This is a genomic window from Streptomyces sp. NPDC057474, assembly GCF_042802555.1.
Lineage (GTDB): Bacteria > Actinomycetota > Actinomycetes > Streptomycetales > Streptomycetaceae > Streptomyces.
Genome location: NZ_JBHVDX010000065.1, coordinates 1 through 18314 on the forward strand (window position 1 = coordinate 1; position 18314 = coordinate 18314).

The following is an 18314-nucleotide window of genomic DNA, read 5'->3' on the forward strand; positions in this document are numbered from 1 at the left end:
AGGGCCGGCAGCCTGCCGCCTGACCGTCTCGCGGTGGCTTCGGCCGCCGCCCACCCCACACCCTCCGCAGGCATCCCTTGGAATTGATCATCTAGGCATCCACCGGGGCTTCTCGCGCAGTTCCCACCTGCCCGCACTCGCCCGACGACCCTGGCCCCGCCCCGCCCCGCCCCCCTTCAGCCCCCCTTCAACGGTCATCGCATGAGAGAGGTCTCGGACTCCACTCGGGAAGCTTCTCCGGGTTGTGGACGTAGTACAGGCCGGTGATGCGGGCGTCCTCGACGCGGATCGCAACCACGGTGGGAGCGACGGTCAGCGGGAGGTCGTTCCTGCCGAATCCACCGAGCATGGAGCGGACCACCTAGTCCGCGCCGGTGATCGGCCGCAGTGCGGCCTGGTCGACGTCTCCTCCGCTTCCAGGAGATTCGACCTCGAGACACCGCCGGATCGACGGCTGTGGCAGTGCGGGGGATTCTCTCGGGCGTGGAGGAGTCGGCTCACCACTGCTGGATGCGGCGGCCGGTGTTCTGCGGCTGCTGGCGGGCCTGGCGGGCCGGTGGTTCGAAGAGGGAGCCGGGGGTGTCGTCCGGGTGCTGCAGCGGTACGTCGGGGCGGTCGGCGTGCCAAGTCCGCTGGGGTTCCGTGCGCTCCCGTTCCCGCTCCCGCTGCCGGACGGCCGACCGGTCCCAGTCGCCCTCGCCCAGCACGAGCATCGGGTCGAACATCACGACCACACCCGCGAGCAGCAGGAAGATGATCGGTCCGATGAGCATGGGCAGGAGGATCGACGTGGGCGACTCACCGGATAACGTGCCGCCGGTCGTGCCGTGGAGATGCACCCCCACCGCGGCCATCCCCGTGTAGTGCATGCCGGACACGGCGACCCCCATCACCAGGCTGGCCCCCAGGCTGGTCAGGAAGCCCCGGATCGACACGGCCGCCCAGAGCGCGGCGGTCGCGGCGATGATGGCGATGCCGACGGAGAGGGCGACGACGGCGATGTCGTACTGGATGTAGCCGTTCAACTGGATGGCGGCCATGCCCAGATAGTGCATGGCGGCCACCCCGAGCCCCGTGACACACCCCGCCGTGCACAGCGTGGACCTGCTGACACCGCGATAGCCCACGGCGAAGACCCCGATGCCGACGACGGTGACGGCCACGACGAGGCTGAGCACGGTCAGCCCGACGTCGTAGTGGATCTCGCTCTCCCTGACCCGGAATCCGATCATCGCGATGAAGTGCATCGTCCAGATGCCGCAGCCGATCGACGTGGCGCCGAGGGCCAGCCAACCGGGCTTCCAGGACTGTTCGTTGTAGACCGACCTGACGACGCAGCGCAGTCCGAGCGCCGCGCCCAGACAGGCCATGACATAGGCGGCCACTGGGGTGACCGCACCGTAGCTGAAACCGTCGACTGTGCCTTGCATATGCCAAATCCCCCCGATATGTGGCCAGTTGAGCTTCCTGGTTGCGGGAGGTAAGTCTCGTGTAGGCGCGTGCTGCAGCGCTCCGTTTTCCAAGAGTTACTGTAGGTAATTGTTCGTCGGGGGATCGGATTTGGGTGACTCGATACTGATTCGCGGTCAAAATCCCCACGGAGATGGCCTGAGCTTGATGATTCAAACTCAGGCCATAGCTTTACGCGGCGTCGTTGAGGAGTCGCCCGAGATGTTCCCGGCCCGCCGCCAGCAGCTCCGGCAGCGGCGCGGCCCCCTCGTACCACCGCTTCTCGTACTCCCAGCAGAGCCACCCGTCCCAGTCCTTGCGGGAGAGGAGTTCGACGCACTCGCCGAGCGGGAGGACGCCCGCACCGAGCGGGAGGGGGGTGGTGTCGTCGGGGGAGGCGATGTCCTTGACCTGGACGTAGCCGAGGAAGGGGGAGAGGGCGGCGTAGGACTCGGCGGGCTGTTCGCCGCCGAGCCAGGTGTGCATCACGTCCCAGAGCGAGCCGACGCTGCCGTGGCCGACGGGGCCGAGCACGCGGATCGCGTCGGCGCCGGTGCGGTGCGAGTCGTGGGTCTCCAGCAGGACCCGTACGCCCCGGTCGGCCGCGTCCTCCGCCGCCGTACCGAGCCGCCGGGCCGCGATGGCGTCGGCCTCGTCCGTGCTCTGGCCGCCGGCCAGGTCGGCGCCGGGGAAGACTCGGACGAAAGGTGCACCCAAGTCCCTCGCCAGGTCCAGGAGTTCGCGGATCTCGTCCAGTACGGGCCCGTCCTCGCCCGGCGCCGCGACCCGCGCGTAGCCCGCGAGCCCCAGGATCTCCACGCCCGCCGCCTTGAACTCGGCGGCCACCTCGGCCCGTTGGTCGGCCCCGATCCCCGGATGCACCGGCTCCTCGGGATGGGCGCGCAACTCGACGCCGTGATAGCCGTGCGTGACGGCGAGCCGTACGACGTCGGCGATGGGGAGACCGGGGACACCGAGGGTGGAGAACGCGAGTTTCATGCCTTCGGACCGTACACGTCGGCCGCCGATGTGCGTCACCCCGCCGGGGTGTGGGGGCGCGGGTCGGCTGTCGGGTGGGAGATCCGGGGGTGTTCGTCGGCTGTGGGCCGGGGGGGGGCCGGACCAGCCCTTACTCACCGGCAGCCGAAGTCGTCGCGCGCGTCCTTGCCCGCGCCGCGATCAGAGCTCCCTCCGCTCCAACGGCTTCGTCGCCGGTCCCTGGACGATGTTCCCGTCCGGGCCGAAGCGGGAGCCGTGGCAGGGGCACTCCCAGGTGCGTTCGGCGCGGTTGAAGCCGACCAGGCAGCCCATGTGGGTGCAGCGGGCGGAGACGGCGTGGAGCGAACCGTCCTCGTCCCGGTGGACCGCGCAGTGGTGGCCGCGGAGCCGGACGACCGCGCCGTCCCCCGGGGCGATGGCGTCGACGGAGGTGTCCCCGCCCGGGCTGAGCCGGTCGCCGAGGAAGTGGCGGGCGACCTGGGCCTGGTGCTTGAGGAAGCTCGGCGCCTCACGCACCGCGCTGAGCACCCGGCGCGGGTCGTACAGGTCGCTCCACGGCGCCTTGTGCCCGGTGATCTGCTCGGCCAGCAGCCGCCCGGCCATGATGCCGCCGCTCATGCCCCAGCCGCCGAACCCGGTCGCCACCCAGGTGTGCCGGCTGCCCACGTGGAAGGGGCCGACGAGCGGCACGGAGTCGGTGGAGTCGTTGTCCTGCGTCGCCCAGCGGTGGGTGAAGTCGAGCGGCCCGAAGCGCTCGACGGCCCAGTCCGCGAGGAGCCCGAACCGTTCGTCGACGTCTGCGGTGCCCGGCGTGAAGTGCTCCCCGGTGACGATCAGCAGCCGCCGCCCGTCCCCGTACGGGGCGGTCCGCGCCGAGCGGGTGCGCTGTTCCTGGGTGATGTACATGCCGTGCGGGTCGGCGTCGGCCGGGATCGGCGCGGTGAGCACGAGTTCGCGGCGCGGGGAGAGCCGGGTGAAGAGCAGCGCCCGGTCGAAGACGGGGTAGTGCGTGGCGACGACGACGTCCTTGGCGGTCACCGTGGACCCCGCCTCGGTCGTCAGCCGGCACGGCGCCCCCTCCTTGAGCCGCGTCACCCTCGTCCGCTCATGGACCGACGCGCCCTGCCGCACCAGATCCTCGACCAGCGCCAGCAGGTACTTACGGGGATGGAACTGCGCCTGCTCCGCCACCCGCACCGCCCCCGCGACCGGGAACGGCAGCCCCGTCTCCGTCACGAACTCGGCGGGCAGCCCGGCCTCCCGCGCCGCCTCCGCCTCGGCCCGCAGCTCCTCGACACGCCCCTCGTCCTCGGCGTACGTATAGGCCACCGCCTCCTCCCAGTCGCACGCGATGCCCAGCTCCTCCACCAGCGCGGCGGCATGCCGGATCGCCTCGCTCTGCGACTGGGCGTACAGCGCGGCGGCCTCGGCACCCCGGGTCCGCCGCAGCCGGTCGTAGATCAGCGTGTGCAACGCCGTCACCTTGGCCGTCGTGTGCCCCGTGACCCCCGCCGCGACCCGGTCCGCCTCCAGCAGCGCCACGCGCCGCCCCCGCCGCGCCAGCTCCCACGCGGTACTGATCCCCGCGATCCCCGCCCCCACCACCGCCACGTCGACGATCAGATCCCCGTCCAGCGCGGGGTGCTCGCCCTCCTGCGGCGCGCTCTCCATCCAGTACGACCGCTGCTCCGGCTGCTTGTGCTGCTTCTCCTGCTCGTGCTGCATGGCGTCGGGGTCCCTTCAGGTGGGCGGCGGCTGAGTGCGGCGAGCGGCGTCGGCACCGGCCCGCCGCCGGTGGCTGGTGTCGCACCACGGGTAGATCCCGCTGCGACGACAGGTGCACAGGGCCACGCAGAAGCGGTCCGACGACACGGTCGTACCGTCCTCCAACGTGACCTCGACCGGCCCCTCGACCAGCAGCGGGCCAGGGCGTTGCAGGGTGACGCGGCGGCGTTCAGCGGGGACGTTCGGCACGGATGATCACCAGCTCTTCCTTCTCGTCGCCTTCGCCGCCGTCACTGGTGCCGCTGTCGCTGTCGCCGTCGCCGTCCCCCTCGGCCCCCAGGAGCCCGCGACCGCGCAGCCACTCGCTCCGCGACCGCAGGACGGGCCCGAAGGCGACCCGACGGTGGTCGACGACCTCGGCCCGCAGTCCCGCCGCCCGCAACTGCGCGAGCGTCCGCTCCGCGTCGCTGAAGGCCGACTGGACCAGCAGAAGCACCCCGCCGGGCCGCAACAGGGACGGTGAGTCCCGGCAGATGCGGTCCAGCACGAGACGGCCGTCCCACCCGCCGTCCCAGGCCCGCGCGGCCCCCCGCGGCGGGCTGAACCCGTCGGGCCTCGGTGCCGCACCCGGCCCCGGACCCGGCCCACGCCCCCGCACCGGTTCCGGGCCCGGCACGTACGGCGGGTTGGACAGGATGAGGTCGAAGGACCGCCCGGACACCGGGGCCAGCAGATTCCCCTGGACGACCGTCATCGGCAGCCGCGCCAGTGCGGCGTTGACCTTGGCGTTGAGCACGGCCCGCCAGGAGATGTCGACCGCCGTGACCCGCGCGCCCCGACGCGCCGCGGCCAGCGCGACCGCTCCCGTCCCCGTACCGACGTCCAGCACATGGGCCCCTGGGGCGAGAGGTTCGCGCCCCAGGGCGTGGACCAGGAGTTCGGTGTCGTCCTGCGGGGTGTAGACGCCGGGCAGCGACACGGGCAGCGAGAAGGGGATCACGGGGCTGGGCCTCCAGGTCGGTCGGTCGGTGAGTCGGCCGGCCGGTCACGGTCGTTCAGTCACTTGGTCATCCGGTCATCCGGTCGCCCGGTGGTCGTCGTCCGGCCGTCCAGTCACCTGGTGGCCTGGTGGCCTGGTGGCCTGGTGGCCTGGTGGCCTGGTGGTGGCCTGGTGGTCGCCTGGTGGTCGTCCGGCCGTCCGATCGGATCATCAGACCGGCGTGCGGAGGGAGGACCGGCCCGCCCGCCACGCTCCGAGGAGGCGGTCGGCGAGGGCGCCCTCCAGGTGGTTGGTGGCGTCGACTCCGAAGGCCACGTCGGCGTCCAGCTGCGGCTCCTCCTCCAGCAGCCCGGCGACGACCTCCCGCCGGACGACCTGCTCGTGTACGGCGTCGGCCTCGACGTGCTCGTCGTAGAAGTGCTCGGCGGCGGCGCCGGCTCCGGTCCGCCGCATCGCGCGGGCGAGCCGTCGGGAGCCGGGAGAGGAGGTGATCTCGACCGTCGCGAAGTGCCCGACCAGGGCGCCGCGCAGGGCGCGGTGCAGTCCGAAGAGGGACATCAGGTTCACCAGGGCGAGCGCTTCGGCACCTGCGGCATCCACGTAGCGGCCGTAGGCCGGATCGAGCCCCAGGTCGCTCATGAGGTCGGCGAAGAGGCGCGCGTGCACCCGCTCGGCCCGGCCCCCGCCGAACTCGTCGAACTCGATCGCGGCCATCCCCGCCTTCGCCCGCCCCCACAACCGGGGCAGCACCCAGGCGTGCGGGTCGGCCTCCTTCAGGTGGTACAGCGACCGCTGCGCCGCGTACTCACGCACCTGCCACAGCTCGCCCTCGTCCTGCAGAAAGTCACCGACACCGCCCCCGTCGTCGGCCGCCGGTTCCACGAGCAGCTCGTCCAGCGCCTCCTTGGCGCTCACATGCCGCGTCGCCCGGTCGCGCAGGGTCTCGAGGAACGGCCACTCCAGGGCCGCCCGGCAGCGCAGCAGCTCCGGGTCCCATTCGAGGTCGGCGTCGACATCGGCGAAACCCCGGTAGTGCAGTTCGTAGCAGAGGTAGAGGGAGAGCTGGAGATCGTCGCCGAAGGGGTCGGCCCCGGCGATCTCCCGGCTGTCGGGCGGCGCCCCCGCCCCCCGCAGAAACTCCATGACCGCAGCCGAAACCCGGCCCCTGCTCTCCGGCAGTGCCGGTCCTGCCACCTGGGTCTCCATGCGCGCCGGGTACCCGTGATACGCGAGTACTCACCTGTCGCACCTGCTCGCGGCGCTCATGGCGAAGGGGGCTCCCACACTCACGGGAGCCCCCATCCACTGGCCGTCGACCGCGGATCGGCGGCCATGTGACGTCGGTCGTCGGTCGTGGACCGTCGGCCAGACACCGTCGGTCGTCGGCCATGTGACGTCGGTCGTCGGTCGTGGACCGTCGGCCATGTGACGTCGGTCGTCGGTCGTGGACCGTCGGCCATGTGACGTCGGTCGTCGGCCATCGGCCGTTCTCGTACGCGACCTCAGATGCGGTCGCGCTTCGCCGAGCGCTGCGTCTCCTGAACGTGCTCCTCCGCCTTGCCCTTCATCTTCTTGGCCTCGCCGCGGGCCTGCTGCATCTTGCCCTCGACCTGCTGCTCGCGGTCGCCGGTGACCTTCCCGGACATCTCCTTGGCCTTGCCCTTGATCTTGTCCATGTTGCCCTTGTCCTTGGCAGCCATGGTTCCTCCTTGGTGGGGGGTGAGGTGGCTTTCCAGCTCAACCTACGGCGGTCCGGTGACTGTCGCGCGCCGAAGAATCACGGTGCGTGATAACCGTCGTCGTGCCGGTCGCCCTCAGGGAGGGGTCTGGAGCTGCTGTCGCTGGAGTGTGTTCAAGAGTGTTCTGGTGAGCGGGAGTGAGTGTGGGGGGTCAGTTTCGTTTCGTGCACCTAGGCCGTGGGGTCGGTTCTCGGTGGTGAACTGACGTTCCTCCATCGAATGCGCGACCTTCATGAGTGCTGCTCGTTTCCCAGGGCGACGGGGTCTTCGGGTGGCATCGAGCGGGGGTGACGGGGTGGGCCACGGACTCCGCAGATCCCCGACCCGATCCGGGACACCCCCGACCCGATCCGGGACATTCCCGACCCGACCGACCCCGCCCGTCAGGACTCCCGAGGCGCCCCACTAGACCCCCGCACCATCAACTCCCCCCGAACCGTGGCGATCCCACCCGGCGGCGGCTCCTCCCGCCCCATGGCGATCCGCCCGGCCCGAGCCCCCGCCTCCGACAACGGCAACCGCACCGTCGTCAGCGCGGGCACCGCGTCGATGCTGAACGGCAGATCATCGAACCCGGCCACGGAGACATCGTCCGGAATCCGCAGCCCGGAATCCCGCAGCGCCGCACAAGCCCCCAACGCCACCGTGTCGTTGGCGGCGACCACGGCGGTCAGCGACGGATCCCGTCGCAGCAGCTCCAGCGTCGCCTCGTACCCGGAGAGCCGGTCATAGCGCCCGTACACCGTCCACCGGGGATCGTCCTCGATCCCGGCCGCCGCCAGCGCCGCCCGATGCCCCTCCAGCCGATGCCGGGTCGTCGTCCGCTCCTGCGGCCCGGCGATGTACCCGAGCCGCCGATGCCCCAGCCCGATCAGATGCTCGGTGAGCCGTTGCCCACCACCCCGGTTGTCGAAGGTGATCGCGATGGCCTCCGGCGTGGGCGGCCGCCCGCACAGCACCACCCGCGTCCCGGCCTCCGCCAGCTTCCGCAGCTTGTTGCCCACGGCGGCCAGATGAACCGGATCCTCGATGGCCCCACCGGTCAGCACGACGGCGGCGGCCCGCTGCCGCTGCAACAGCGTGAGATACGTCAGCTCACGCTCCGGGGAGCCGCCCGTGTTGCACACCACACCCAGCCGCTCTCCGCCCGCCCGCCCGCCCGGCCCGCCGATCTCGGACTGGATGGCCGCGGCCATGATCCCGAAGAAGGGGTCGGCGATGTCGTTCACGAGGATGCCGACCAGGTCGGAGGTGGCGGCGGCGAGCGCGCTCGCGGGACCGTTGAGGACGTAGTCCAGCTCGTCCACGGCCTTCAGCACCCGCTCGCGCGTGGACGCGGCCACCGGGTAGTTGCCGTTGAGTACCCGGGATACGGTCGCGGGCGACACCTGCGCACGGACCGCCACGTCCGCCAGGGTCACAGTCATCGTTGCTCGTCCTCCGGTGCGCGTGATGTTCGGGCTGTCGGGGAACCTTACGGCCGCGATCGCCGTTCGCCCCCTCGAACAACTCGACCCCCTCGCGGTCTTGTCCAGACCGCTGCTCAGAGGCTAGCTTCTCATCAGATAGAAAGCGCTTGCTGGGACGCTCACCTTTCGTCGGGCGTACGCGGCGCCGGACGCGTACGCACAAACGAACGCACATCAACGAAAGGAAACGGCCGTGACGCGCAAAACCGTACGGATCGCCATGAACGGCGTGACCGGACGCATGGGCTACCGCCAGCACCTCGTCCGCTCCATCCTCGCCATCCGTGAGCAGGGCGGCCTCGACCTCGGCGACGGCACCGTCCTGTGGCCGGAGCCGATCCTTGTCGGCCGCCGCGAGCACGCGCTGAAGGCGCTCGCCGAGCAGCACGGCCTGGACCCTGAGAACGTCTCCACGGACGTCGACGCGGTCCTCGCCGACCCGACCGTCGAGATCTACTTCGACGCCCAGGTCACCTCGGCCCGCGAGGAGGCGATCAGGAAGGCGATCGCGGCGGGCAAGCACATCTACACCGAGAAGCCGACCGCGACGGGCCTGGACGGCGCACTGGAGCTGGCCAGACTGGCTGCCGCCGCCGGCATCAAGCACGGCGTCGTCCAGGACAAGCTCTTCCTCCCGGGCCTGCTGAAGCTCAAGCGCCTCATCGACGGCGGCTTCTTCGGCCGCATCCTCTCCATCCGGGGAGAGTTCGGCTACTGGGTCTTCGAGGGCGACTGGCAGGAGGCCCAGCGCCCCTCCTGGAACTACCGCGCGGAGGACGGCGGCGGCATCGTCGTCGACATGTTCCCGCACTGGGAGTACGTCCTGCACGAGCTGTTCGGCCGCGTGAAGTCCGTCCAGGCCCTCACCGCCACCCACATCCCGCAGCGCTGGGACGAGCAGGACAAGCCGTACGACGCCACGGCCGACGACGCCGCGTACGGCATCTTCGAGCTGGACGGCGGCGCGATCGCCCAGATCAACTCCTCCTGGGCCGTCCGCGTCAACCGCGACGAGCTGGTGGAGTTCCAGGTCGACGGCACGGAGGGCTCGGCGGTGGCAGGACTGCGCAACTGCCGTGTCCAGCACCGCTCCGCCACCCCCAAGCCGGTGTGGAACCCCGACATCCCCGCCACCTACTCCTTCCGCGACCAGTGGCAGGAGGTGCCGGACAACGCCGAGTTCGACAACGGCTTCAAGGCGCAGTGGGAGCTGTTCTTCAGGCACGTCTACGCCGACGCGCCCTACCACTGGGACCTGCTGGCCGGCGCCCGCGGCGTCCAGCTCGCCGAACTGGGCCTGAAGTCCTCGGCCGAGGGCGTCCGTCTCGACGTACCGGAGATCTCGCTGTGACGATCCACCTCCCCGGCGCGGACGGGCTGCTGAAGCCCTACACCCCCCGCACCGAACCCCTGGCCCTCTCCACGGGCGCCCCCTTCACCTCCCGTACGGTCTTCTCGGCGGCGCACGTCGTCGCCGACCCGTACGCGGACGTGTCCCCGGACTCCCCCGCCGCCGTCGACTGGGACGCCACCCTCGCCTTCCGCCGCCACCTCTGGTCGCACGGCCTGGGCGTCGCCGAGGCGATGGACACCGCGCAGCGCGGCATGGGCCTCGACTGGGCGGGCGCGGCGGAACTGATCCGCCGCAGCGCGGCCGAGGCGAAGGCGGTAGGCGGCCGGATCGCCTGCGGCGTGGGCACCGACCAGCTCACCGGCCCGGCGACGGCCTCGCTGCCGGAGATCCGCAAGGCGTACGAGGAGCAGTTGGCGCTCGTCGAGGAGTCGGGCGCCCAGGCGATCCTGATGGCCTCGCGCGCGCTGGCCGCGGCCGCGACGAGCCCCGAGGACTACCTGGAGATCTACGGCCACCTGCTCCGCCAGGCCGCCGAACCGGTCGTCCTCCACTGGCTCGGCCCCATGTTCGACCCGGCGCTGGACGGCTACTGGGGCTCGTCGGACCTCGACGCGGCCACGGACACCTTCCTCGCCGTCATCGCCGCTCATCCCGACAAGGTCGACGGCATCAAGGTGTCGTTGCTGGACGCCCAGCGCGAGATCGACATCCGCCGCAGGCTCCCGGTCGGGGTCCGCTGCTACACGGGCGACGACTTCAACTACCCCGAGCTGATCGCGGGCGACGAGCAGGGCTTCAGCCACGCGCTGCTCGGCATCTTCGACCCGCTGGGTCCGCTGGCGGCGGAAGCGGTACGGGCCTTGGACACGGGCGACGCGAAGGGTTTCCGGGAGCTGCTGGATCCGACCGTCGAGTTGTCGAGGCACCTCTTCCAGACCCCCACCCGCTTCTACAAGACGGGCGTCGTGTTCCTGGCGTGGCTGGCCGGCCACCAGTCGCACTTCACGATGGTCGGCGGCCTGCAGTCGGCCCGCTCCCTCCCGCACTTCGCCCGCGCCTACGAACTGGCCGACGGCCTGGGCCTGTTCCCGGACCCGGCACTGGCGGAGACCCGTATGAAGAACCTGCTGTCGCTGTACGGAGTGGCCCAGTGAGTACCGGTACCGGACTTGAACGCTTCTCCATCAACCAGATGACGGTCAAGCAGCTGTCGTTGCCCGAACTGGTCGCCGGTTGCGTGGAGTTGGGCATCCAGGGCGTGGGCCTGTGGCGAGAGCCGGTGGCGGCGCACGGCCTGGAGGCCACGGCCAAACTGGTCCGTGACGCGGGCCTGTCGGTCACGACCCTCTGCCGGGGCGGCTTCTTCACGGCGATCGACCCGACCGAGCGGGCGGCGGCCCTGGCCGACAACCGCAAGGCGATCGACGAGGCGGCGACCCTGGGCACGGACACGCTTGTCCTGGTCTCGGGTGGCCTCCCGTCCGGCTCGAAGGACCTGCACGGGGCGCGGGAACGCATCGCGGACGCGCTGGCCGAGTTGGGCCCCTACGCCGCTTCCAACGGCGTACGCCTGGCCATCGAGCCGTTGCACCCCATGTTCGCCTCGGACCGCTGCGTGGTCTCGACGCTCTCCCAGGCCCTGGACATCGCGGAACGCTTCCCGGCGGACCAGGTGGGCGTGACCGTGGACACCTATCACATCTGGTGGGACGACACGGCCCCGGCGGCGATCGCCCGCGCGGGCGCCACCGGCCGCATCCACACCTTCCAACTCGCCGACTGGATCACCCCGTTGCCCCAGGGCGTCCTGACCGGCCGGGGCCAGATCGGCGACGGCGCGATCGACATGCGCGAATGGAAGTCCTACGTCGAGGCGGCGGGCTACACCGGCCCCATCGAGGTCGAGCTGTTCAACGACGAGCTGTGGGCGGGCGACGGCCGGGAGCTGCTGGCGCAGACGGCTCGGCGGTTCGTGGAACACGCGGCGTAGTGCCACGCCGCCCGGGGTGAGGCGGTCCGCCCTCTCCTTCTCCGCACGGAGAGGGCGGACCGCCCATCGGGCCGGGACCGGGTGCGCGAGCTGTGCGGGAGACTCCAGGAGCGAAGCGTATACGTCACGTATACTCGCGGCATGTCCGATGTGATGATCCGCGTGCCCGCCGAAGTCCGTGACCAGCTCGCCGCCGTGGCCGAGGCCCGCGGCACGAGCCTTCGTGCGCTGATGCAGGACATAGCGGCGCAGACGCTGACTCCCGAGCAGATCAGGGAACGGGCCGAACGTACCCGTGCCCTGCTCGCCGATCGGTTCGGGCACGACGTGTCCGACGAGGAGTCCGCCGAGATGCGGCGCAAGATGCGGGAGGCCGCCGCTGCTCACCGGGCCGCTCTCGCCGAAGCGGAGTCGTCCCGTTGAGTCACACCGAGCACTATGTCCTTGACACGCCGACCCTCTTGGCATTGGGAGGCGACAAGCAGGTCTCCGGTCTCGTCCACGCGGCGGCGGCGAGCGATGACGTTCGCCTGTGGGTGCCTGTTCTGTGCCTTCTGGAAGCCGAGCGTCGACGTTCGGGCATGGTGGAGCACGTGGGTGTACTGGTGGACGTACTGCATGTCCTGGACGACGACTACGCCGTGGCCGTCACCATCGCCGACCTGAGCCGCGCGGGTGTCTCCTACGGCGCCTCGGCCGCGGTCCACGCCGCGAGACCGAACCAGACCATCCCCATGGGCGCGCTGATCGCCACGGTGGAGCCGGACGCCTATCAGGGGCTCGGGGTCGGGGTCATGGACCTGACTCGCTGACGGACGGGCTGTAATCCGTTGCGGTGGGCGGCCGGGATTCTTGCCCGGGGCTCACAGAAAGCGGGCCATGGCCGCCACCACCGCCGCGAACGCCAGGAAGAAGACGGTGATGTGCCTGGCCTTCACTTCTTCCACGGGCCGGCCCGCACGCACCAGCTCCTGCTGGCGCCTGATGTACCCGGCGAAGACGACGCGCATGAGCGCCAGGCCGAGCGCGGCGGCGGTGAACAGCATCAGGGCTATGGGATCCCCATCCTCCTCCTCGGACGGAGCGTCCAAGGCCATGAAGAGGGCCATGGCCAGGACGGGCAGGGCCGCCTTCCACTTGTCCTTCCTCGCGGGGATCAGGGACGCCATCGCCACGGTCAGGGCGACACCGGCCACGGCGGCGGCGATCCACCACTCGGTGCGGGAGAAATGGGAGGTGAGCATGGGACTCCTCGATGGACTGACTCGACTCGCTCTCCTGGCCAAGGAGTTGTGCGGAAACTGCCTGATCAGCATGCGTGGCGAGGCATAGGGCTGTCGTTGTCCACGAGTCCACGGGTGCGTTGGCGGCGCCTCTACCCCGGCGCCCCCGCGTCCCCCGTCCGCATGCGGTACTCCGTCGGCGACACCCCGTACGCACCCCGGAACGCCCGGGTGAAGTCGGAGGCGCGGACCAGGCCCCAGCGGCTGGCGATGGTGTGGACGGGAGTGGACCTGAGGGTGGGGTCCGCCAGGTCGCGGCGGGCGCCTTCGAGGCGCTGGTCGCGGATCCATGCCGCGACCGTCTCACCGGGGGTGTCCTCCTGGAACAGCCGGTGCAGATAGCTCAGCGAGATGTGATGCGCCGCCGCTATCACCGGTGGTGTCAGCTCCGGGTCGTGCAGGTTCTGCCGGATGAACGCCCGTATCCGGGTCGTCAGGGCCCGCTGCCGGGTCTCCGGCGGCAGCGCGTCCTCCGCCTCCAGCACCTGGGCGAACCAGGCGGACAGCAGGTCGATCAGGACGGTGCCCAGTCGGGGCGCGTCGGACGGCTGGAGGACGTCGGCCTGCTGCTCCAGGCCGGTGAGGAACCCCGTCAGCAGCGCGCCCACCCCTTCCCTCGCCGCCAGCCGTCGCCCCAGCAACTGCTGGATGCGGGCCGGCGGCAGGGGCAGCAGCGCCTTGGGGAAGTCCAGGCCCACCCCCCAGATCACCTGACGGCCCAGGCCGGCCGGCGCGTGCACCTCGTACGGCCGTGACGTGTCGCTCAACCACAGGTCGCTCGGACCGTACGCCTCGGCCCGCCCCACATGCTCGAACCCCAGCCCGCCGCCGAGCACCAGCGACAGGTGGTACATCTCCGGGTCCGACTGCCGCACCAGCTTCTCGGTACGCCGGAACCCGGTCACCAGATGCGCCGTCGGCCACACCATCACCGGCCCCAGCTCCATCAGCCGCTGCCGCGCCCAGAAGTCGTCGGCGAACTCGCTGCTCATCTCGCTGGGCGCGATCGCCCGGTGCATCAACTCCCGCCAGAAGTCGAACCGGTGCTCCACGGGCACGTCGTCGCTCTGGAACACCGTTCCGATCATGCCGGGTTCAGCCCTGGGAGACGTACGGGACGAACTCGGCCCAGGCCGTGGGGGAGAGGGTGAGGAGGGGGCCGGTGGTGTTCTTGGAGTCGCGGATGTGGATGGTGTGGGTGTGGGGGAGGGCTACGGCCACGGCTACTTCGACGCAGTCGTCGCCGTCGCCGCCGCTGTAACTGCTCTTGCACCAGGTCGGTTCGGAGCTGCTCATAGGTTTCCTCGCATCCGCCGCGACAGGCTCACGGAGTCTTCGGAGGTGAGAGCCTGTGATCGCATCCTGGCATATCGCCGTTGCAGGACGCTGACCTCTTTCGCGTCGGATACGAGCAGGCCGCCTCGTTGCCCTTCACAGTAGCCGTACCAGTGGTTTTCCGTGGTTTCCAGCAGTTGCATGGGGCCATCGAGACCGGCGTGAGTCTCCCGCACCTGCGGCATGACCTGAATCTCGATGTTCCGTAGCCCGGCGACCTCCAGTACGTGATCGATGAGTTCGCGCGTCACCTCCGACACGTACGACCGGCCCGCCCCCTGGACGAGGACGGGCGAGGTCTGGTTCTGGTCGACGCGCTCGCCGACCGCTGGGAGGTGCTGGACCGGGACCCGCCGGGCAAGACCGTCCTGGCCGAGATCGACCTGCCGCGCTGGCTGTCGCTGGTCAAGCGCCTGCCGGCGCAGGTGACTCAGGGCTGACCCAAGAGGCACAGCTACCGGGCAGATAGCTGTAGCCGTCGAGGAAGAGGAGAGGTCCCAGGACGGGGTCCTGGACCACTTCCCAGGAGGATACGAAAGGTGACTCCCCCGGCACGTGGAAGGTCATGGACCGGGGGTCGCTGACGACGACACCCGAGAAACCTGCGCTGCCCGTGCCCTGCTCGGTGTCGCCCGCGGCGAAGCGGTCTTCGGCCCCCGGATCGCCCAGCGCGTCCTGTCCCATTTCGCCGCTCCGCCCGCCGCGAGATCCCCCCTCCCCTTTCCTCACCTCACCGACCGTGAACGCGAGACCCTCGACCTGATCTCCCGCGGTCTGGACAACGCGTCCATCGCCCGCCGCCCGCCGCCCGCCGCCCGCCGCCCGCCGCCCGCCGCCCGCCGCCTGTCCCTGTCCGAGAAGACCATCCGCAATCGGGTCAGCGACGTTCTGGCGAAGCTGCACGCCCGGTCCCGCACCGAGGCAGCGGCCCTCGCGAGGGACGCGGGCCTGGGACACCCCCGTCACTCCGCGTAGTCGACACACAGGCGTCCCCTGGAAGGCCGGGCTCAACGGCCTTCCAGGGGACCGGGGGAGGGGAGGATGGTCAGAAGGGGGCCACCATGGCTATGGCGTGACCGTCAGCAGGTCCCGCTGGTCCTCCGGCAGTTCGACCCTGTCGGCGTAGAGAAGCGCGTGCCCCGGGTCGAAGACCAGCGCCACCTCGCCCGCGAGCCCCCCGTTGCCGCTCAGCACCTGCACCACCTGGTCGCCGAGGCGGACGTCGTACTCGTAGCGGGAGCCGACGTAGGAGCTGGTGATGACCTGGGTGCTGAGCCTGTTCACGCCGGCCGGTGTCTCGGCCGAGGCGACGACCTCAAGGCGCTCGGGACGGACCGCCACCGTCACGGAGTCGTCCACCACCACGGGCCGGTCGCTGTCCACGTGCACGACGTCCCCGGTGGCGTCGAGGCGGACGCTGTGGCGGGTGCCGTCCTGGCCGACGACCTTGCCGGTGAGGAAGTTGCAGCGGCCGACGAACGCGGCGACGGCGGGCGCCGCAGGACGCTCGTAGATCTCGTGCGGCGTGCCGATCTGGATCATGTTGCCGCCCTCCATCACGGCGATCCGGTCGCTGAGCGCGAGGGCCTCGTCCTGGTCGTGGGTGACGTAGACGGTCGTGATGCCCAGCTCCTCCTGGAGCCGCTTCAGCCAGGCCCGGGCCTGCTCGCGCAGCTTGGCGTCCAGGTTGGACAAGGGCTCGTCCAGCAGCAGGACCGTCGGCGAGTACACCAACGCCCGCGCCAGGGCGACGCGTTGCTGCTGGCCGCCGGAGAGCTGGTGCGGGTAGCGGCCGCTGAGCGCGGCCAGCCCCACCTTGTCCAGGGCCTCGTGGATCAGCGTCTTCTGCTTGTCCTTCGGCACCTTGCGGATGTTGAGCGGCAGCGCGAGGTTCTTCGCGATGGTCATGTGCGGCCACAGCGCGTACGACTGGAAGACCATGCCGAGGTTGCGCTCCTCGGGGGGAAGGAACACGCCCGCCCCGGCGTCCACGAACGGCTTCCCGCCCACCGCGATCGAGCCCTCCGTCGGCTGCTCGAGCCCCGCGATGCAGTTCAGCGTGGTCGACTTGCCGCAGCCGCTCGCGCCGAGCAGCGTGAAGAACTCGCCGTCCTTGATGGTGAAGGTGACATCGCGCAGGACGGAGTTGTCGCCGAACGTCTTGGCGAGGTTCTTGACGGTCACCTCAGGCATGGTGCTTTCCCTTCATGAGCAGTCCCGCGAGTGCGACGAAGACCGCGGTGATGCCGATCTGGAGGGTGGCCAGCGCGGCGACGGATCCGGCCCTGCCCTGCGTCCAGAGACTGAGCATGGTGGTGCCGAGGATGTTGTTGTCGGCCGAGCTGAGGAAGACGGCCGGGGAGTACTCCTTGAGCATGATCACGAAGGTGAGCACCAGGGCTCCGGCGAACGCCGGCGTGATCAGGGCCCGCAGGACGCGGAAGAAGGTCATCAGCCAGTCGGCGCCCGACACCCGGGCCGCGTTGTCCAGCTCACCGCCGATCTGCATGATCGCCGGGGCGACCGAGCCGAACGCGCTGGGCAGGGCCCGCATGCCGAAGGCGATGATGACGGCGTAGATCGTGCCCTGGAGCACCGAGCCCATCCCGAACGGCGCGAGCGCGAAGGCCCAGAAGAAACCGATACCGATGATGATGCCGGGGAGGGACTGGGGGATCAGGGCGAGATACTCGACCGCCCGGCCCCACCTGAACGTGGAGCGGCGGGCCACCATCACCGCGAAGACGGCGAGGACGCTGACCACCACCGAGCCGACACCGGCCACGATGAGGCTGTTCCACAGCGACTGCACGTAGTTGTCGGAGTCGAAGACGAGCGCGTAGTTCTTCGTCGTGACCGTCCTGAACGGCGACTGCAGCGGCGTGAAGACCAGCGTGAAGGACCGCATCACCAGGCCCGCGATCGGGATCAGGGCGCCGACGATCACGTAGAACCAGATGCAGGCGATACTCACCCACTTCAGCCAGCCCAGGTCGAGCTTGCGCGGCCGGGTCACCTTGCCGCGCACGGACACGAACCGGGCCGCGTCCTTCAGCAGCTTCGCCTGTACGGCGACCAGGCTCAGGGTGACCACGAGAATCACCGTGGAGGCGGCGCCCAGCATCGTGTAGTCGGGGTCCACCGACTGAAGTCCGTTGTGGTAGAGGAAGGTCGAGAAGACGTCGATGCTGACCGGCTGGCCGTACAGCAGCGGCACGCTCAGCGTCTCGATGGAGACCGAGAAGACGAGGATCGCGCTGTAGACGATCGGGGGCCGCAGCAGCGGCACGATCACCTGGGCCAGGATCCTGAACGGCCCCGCGCCGCAGACCTGCGCGGCCGACTCCAGCGACGCGTCCGACTGCCGCAGCGCGTTGGCGCAGAAGACGTACGCGATCGGGGCGAGCGCCACGGCCTCCGTGAGCGCCATGCCGGGGATCGAGTACAGGTTCCACGGCACCCCGCCGAAGACCTGCTGCACCTTGACGCTGACGAACCCGGCCGGGCCGTACATGATGATCCAGCCGAATCCCAGGATCAGCGACGAGATGAAGAACGGCCACTGCATCGCCAGCGCGACCAGCCGGCCACCGGGCAGCTTCGTCCGTACGACCACGATGGCCATCGGGATGGCGATCGCCAGGCTGAGAATCGTCGTCAGCGAGGCGAACAGCAGGGTGTTCAGGGCGACTTCACCGAAGCCCGCCTTGGTGAAGAGGTCGCTGTAGCCGCTGAGGGTGAAGGCCCCGCCCGCCTCGTAGAGCGGGCGGTTGCGGATGCTCTGGTAGAGGGTCGGGACGATCGGGGCCAGCACCAGGACGGCGAGGAACGCCAGGACCGCGTACTGGACGACCGTGTCCCGTCCGATGCCGAGGGGACGGCGGTAGTGCGGCGGTTCGAACGTTTCCGTGGGTGACTCGCCGGCCGGGGTGCGGGGCGGCTGGGTGAGGGTTGACATGTGCTCTGACTCC

The 18314-nt window shown here is 70.4% G+C and carries 20 protein-coding genes and 2 pseudogenes; 7 read left to right on the forward strand and 15 right to left on the reverse strand.

Translation table 11 applies throughout. The features are described from left to right. Window positions 1-187: 187 nt before the first annotated feature. The 9 genes from ACFU53_RS19900 to ACFU53_RS19940 all read right to left on the reverse strand — a co-directional run bounded on the left by ACFU53_RS19900 (window position 188) and on the right by ACFU53_RS19940 (window position 8339). Complete coding sequence (locus tag ACFU53_RS19900) at window positions 188-349, reverse strand: hypothetical protein (protein WP_383993772.1); 162 nt, start codon at window positions 347-349, stop codon at window positions 188-190. A 148-nt stretch (window positions 350-497) separates the two neighbouring features. Then, window positions 498-1430, reverse strand: coding sequence for an MHYT domain-containing protein (locus ACFU53_RS19905; RefSeq protein ID WP_383993774.1), 933 nt, complete (start codon window positions 1428-1430; stop codon window positions 498-500). Between the two features lie 211 nt (window positions 1431-1641). Then, window positions 1642-2448, reverse strand: a complete 807-nt coding sequence (locus ACFU53_RS19910; protein ID WP_383993777.1) for a sugar phosphate isomerase/epimerase family protein — start codon at window positions 2446-2448, stop codon at window positions 1642-1644. Window positions 2449-2628: 180 nt separating this feature from the next. Further along, on the reverse strand, window positions 2629-4173 hold the full coding sequence (locus ACFU53_RS19915) for an FAD-dependent oxidoreductase (protein ID WP_383993780.1): 1545 nt from the start codon (window positions 4171-4173) through the stop codon (window positions 2629-2631). 15 nt (window positions 4174-4188) lie between these two features. After that, window positions 4189-4422 (reverse strand): CDGSH iron-sulfur domain-containing protein, encoded by a 234-nt coding sequence (locus tag ACFU53_RS19920; RefSeq protein ID WP_383993782.1) that lies wholly within the window; start codon window positions 4420-4422, stop codon window positions 4189-4191. Then, window positions 4403-5173: a methyltransferase gene (locus tag ACFU53_RS19925; RefSeq protein ID WP_383993785.1), complete on the reverse strand. Its 771-nt coding sequence runs from the start codon at window positions 5171-5173 to the stop codon at window positions 4403-4405. Before ACFU53_RS19925 ends, ACFU53_RS19920 begins: the two co-directional genes overlap by 20 nt. Before the next feature lie 210 nt (window positions 5174-5383). Next, window positions 5384-6379, reverse strand: a complete 996-nt coding sequence (locus tag ACFU53_RS19930) for an iron-containing redox enzyme family protein (RefSeq protein ID WP_383993788.1) — start codon at window positions 6377-6379, stop codon at window positions 5384-5386. Window positions 6380-6675: 296 nt separating this feature from the next. Then, complete coding sequence (locus ACFU53_RS19935; protein ID WP_383993791.1) at window positions 6676-6873, reverse strand: CsbD family protein; 198 nt, start codon at window positions 6871-6873, stop codon at window positions 6676-6678. A 422-nt stretch (window positions 6874-7295) separates the two neighbouring features. Beyond that, on the reverse strand, window positions 7296-8339 hold the full coding sequence (locus ACFU53_RS19940) for a LacI family DNA-binding transcriptional regulator (protein WP_383993794.1): 1044 nt from the start codon (window positions 8337-8339) through the stop codon (window positions 7296-7298). Window positions 8340-8574: 235 nt separating this feature from the next. Between ACFU53_RS19940 and ACFU53_RS19945 the strand changes: the two genes are divergently transcribed. From ACFU53_RS19945 to ACFU53_RS19965, 5 genes are all read left to right on the forward strand, one after another. Continuing rightward, a complete protein-coding gene (locus tag ACFU53_RS19945; RefSeq protein ID WP_383993796.1) occupies window positions 8575-9732 on the forward strand; it encodes a Gfo/Idh/MocA family protein in 1158 nt (385 codons plus the stop codon). Next, window positions 9729-10889: a dihydrodipicolinate synthase family protein gene (locus ACFU53_RS19950; RefSeq protein WP_383993799.1), complete on the forward strand. Its 1161-nt coding sequence runs from the start codon at window positions 9729-9731 to the stop codon at window positions 10887-10889. The genes ACFU53_RS19945 and ACFU53_RS19950 overlap by 4 nt, the downstream gene beginning before the upstream one ends. 38 nt (window positions 10890-10927) lie before the next feature. Beyond that, complete coding sequence (locus tag ACFU53_RS19955; RefSeq protein WP_383993881.1) at window positions 10928-11725, forward strand: sugar phosphate isomerase/epimerase family protein; 798 nt, start codon at window positions 10928-10930, stop codon at window positions 11723-11725. Between the two features lie 141 nt (window positions 11726-11866). After that, window positions 11867-12148, forward strand: coding sequence for an Arc family DNA-binding protein (locus tag ACFU53_RS19960; protein ID WP_383993802.1), 282 nt, complete (start codon window positions 11867-11869; stop codon window positions 12146-12148). Further along, window positions 12145-12537, forward strand: coding sequence for a hypothetical protein (locus ACFU53_RS19965; RefSeq protein WP_383993805.1), 393 nt, complete (start codon window positions 12145-12147; stop codon window positions 12535-12537). The genes ACFU53_RS19960 and ACFU53_RS19965 overlap by 4 nt, the downstream gene beginning before the upstream one ends. Before the next feature lie 51 nt (window positions 12538-12588). Here ACFU53_RS19965 and ACFU53_RS19970 read toward each other — a convergent pair whose 3' ends face one another. The 4 genes and pseudogenes from ACFU53_RS19970 to ACFU53_RS19985 form a co-directional block, all read right to left on the reverse strand. Next, window positions 12589-12969, reverse strand: coding sequence for a hypothetical protein (locus ACFU53_RS19970; protein ID WP_383993808.1), 381 nt, complete (start codon window positions 12967-12969; stop codon window positions 12589-12591). Between the two features lie 131 nt (window positions 12970-13100). Continuing rightward, entirely contained in the window at window positions 13101-14096 is a 996-nt protein-coding gene (locus ACFU53_RS19975; RefSeq protein WP_383993811.1) for a helix-turn-helix domain-containing protein, read from the reverse strand. Window positions 14097-14103: 7 nt separating this feature from the next. Then, window positions 14104-14304 carry a DUF397 domain-containing protein gene (locus ACFU53_RS19980; RefSeq protein ID WP_383993814.1) on the reverse strand — a complete coding sequence of 67 codons (201 nt, stop codon included), beginning with the start codon at window positions 14302-14304 and terminating at the stop codon, window positions 14104-14106. Then, window positions 14301-14597 (reverse strand): annotated as a pseudogene (locus tag ACFU53_RS19985) (Scr1 family TA system antitoxin-like transcriptional regulator); the annotation flags it as partial. The gene ACFU53_RS19980 and the pseudogene ACFU53_RS19985, both read right to left, overlap by 4 nt. Window positions 14598-14612: 15 nt before the next feature. Here ACFU53_RS19985 and ACFU53_RS19990 point away from each other — a divergent pair. Then, window positions 14613-14783, forward strand: a pseudogene (locus ACFU53_RS19990) (ATP-binding protein); the annotation flags it as partial. Window positions 14784-14898: 115 nt separating this feature from the next. Next, window positions 14899-15318, forward strand: a complete 420-nt coding sequence (locus ACFU53_RS19995) for a helix-turn-helix transcriptional regulator (RefSeq protein ID WP_383993817.1) — start codon at window positions 14899-14901, stop codon at window positions 15316-15318. A gap of 90 nt (window positions 15319-15408) precedes the next feature. On the opposite strand, the gene ACFU53_RS20000 is transcribed toward ACFU53_RS19995, so the two are convergent. Beyond that, entirely contained in the window at window positions 15409-16536 is a 1128-nt protein-coding gene (locus ACFU53_RS20000) for an ABC transporter ATP-binding protein (RefSeq protein WP_383993820.1), read from the reverse strand. Next, window positions 16529-18301, reverse strand: a complete 1773-nt coding sequence (locus tag ACFU53_RS20005) for an ABC transporter permease (RefSeq protein ID WP_383993823.1) — start codon at window positions 18299-18301, stop codon at window positions 16529-16531. Before ACFU53_RS20005 ends, ACFU53_RS20000 begins: the two co-directional genes overlap by 8 nt. Window positions 18302-18314: the final 13 nt, after the last annotated feature.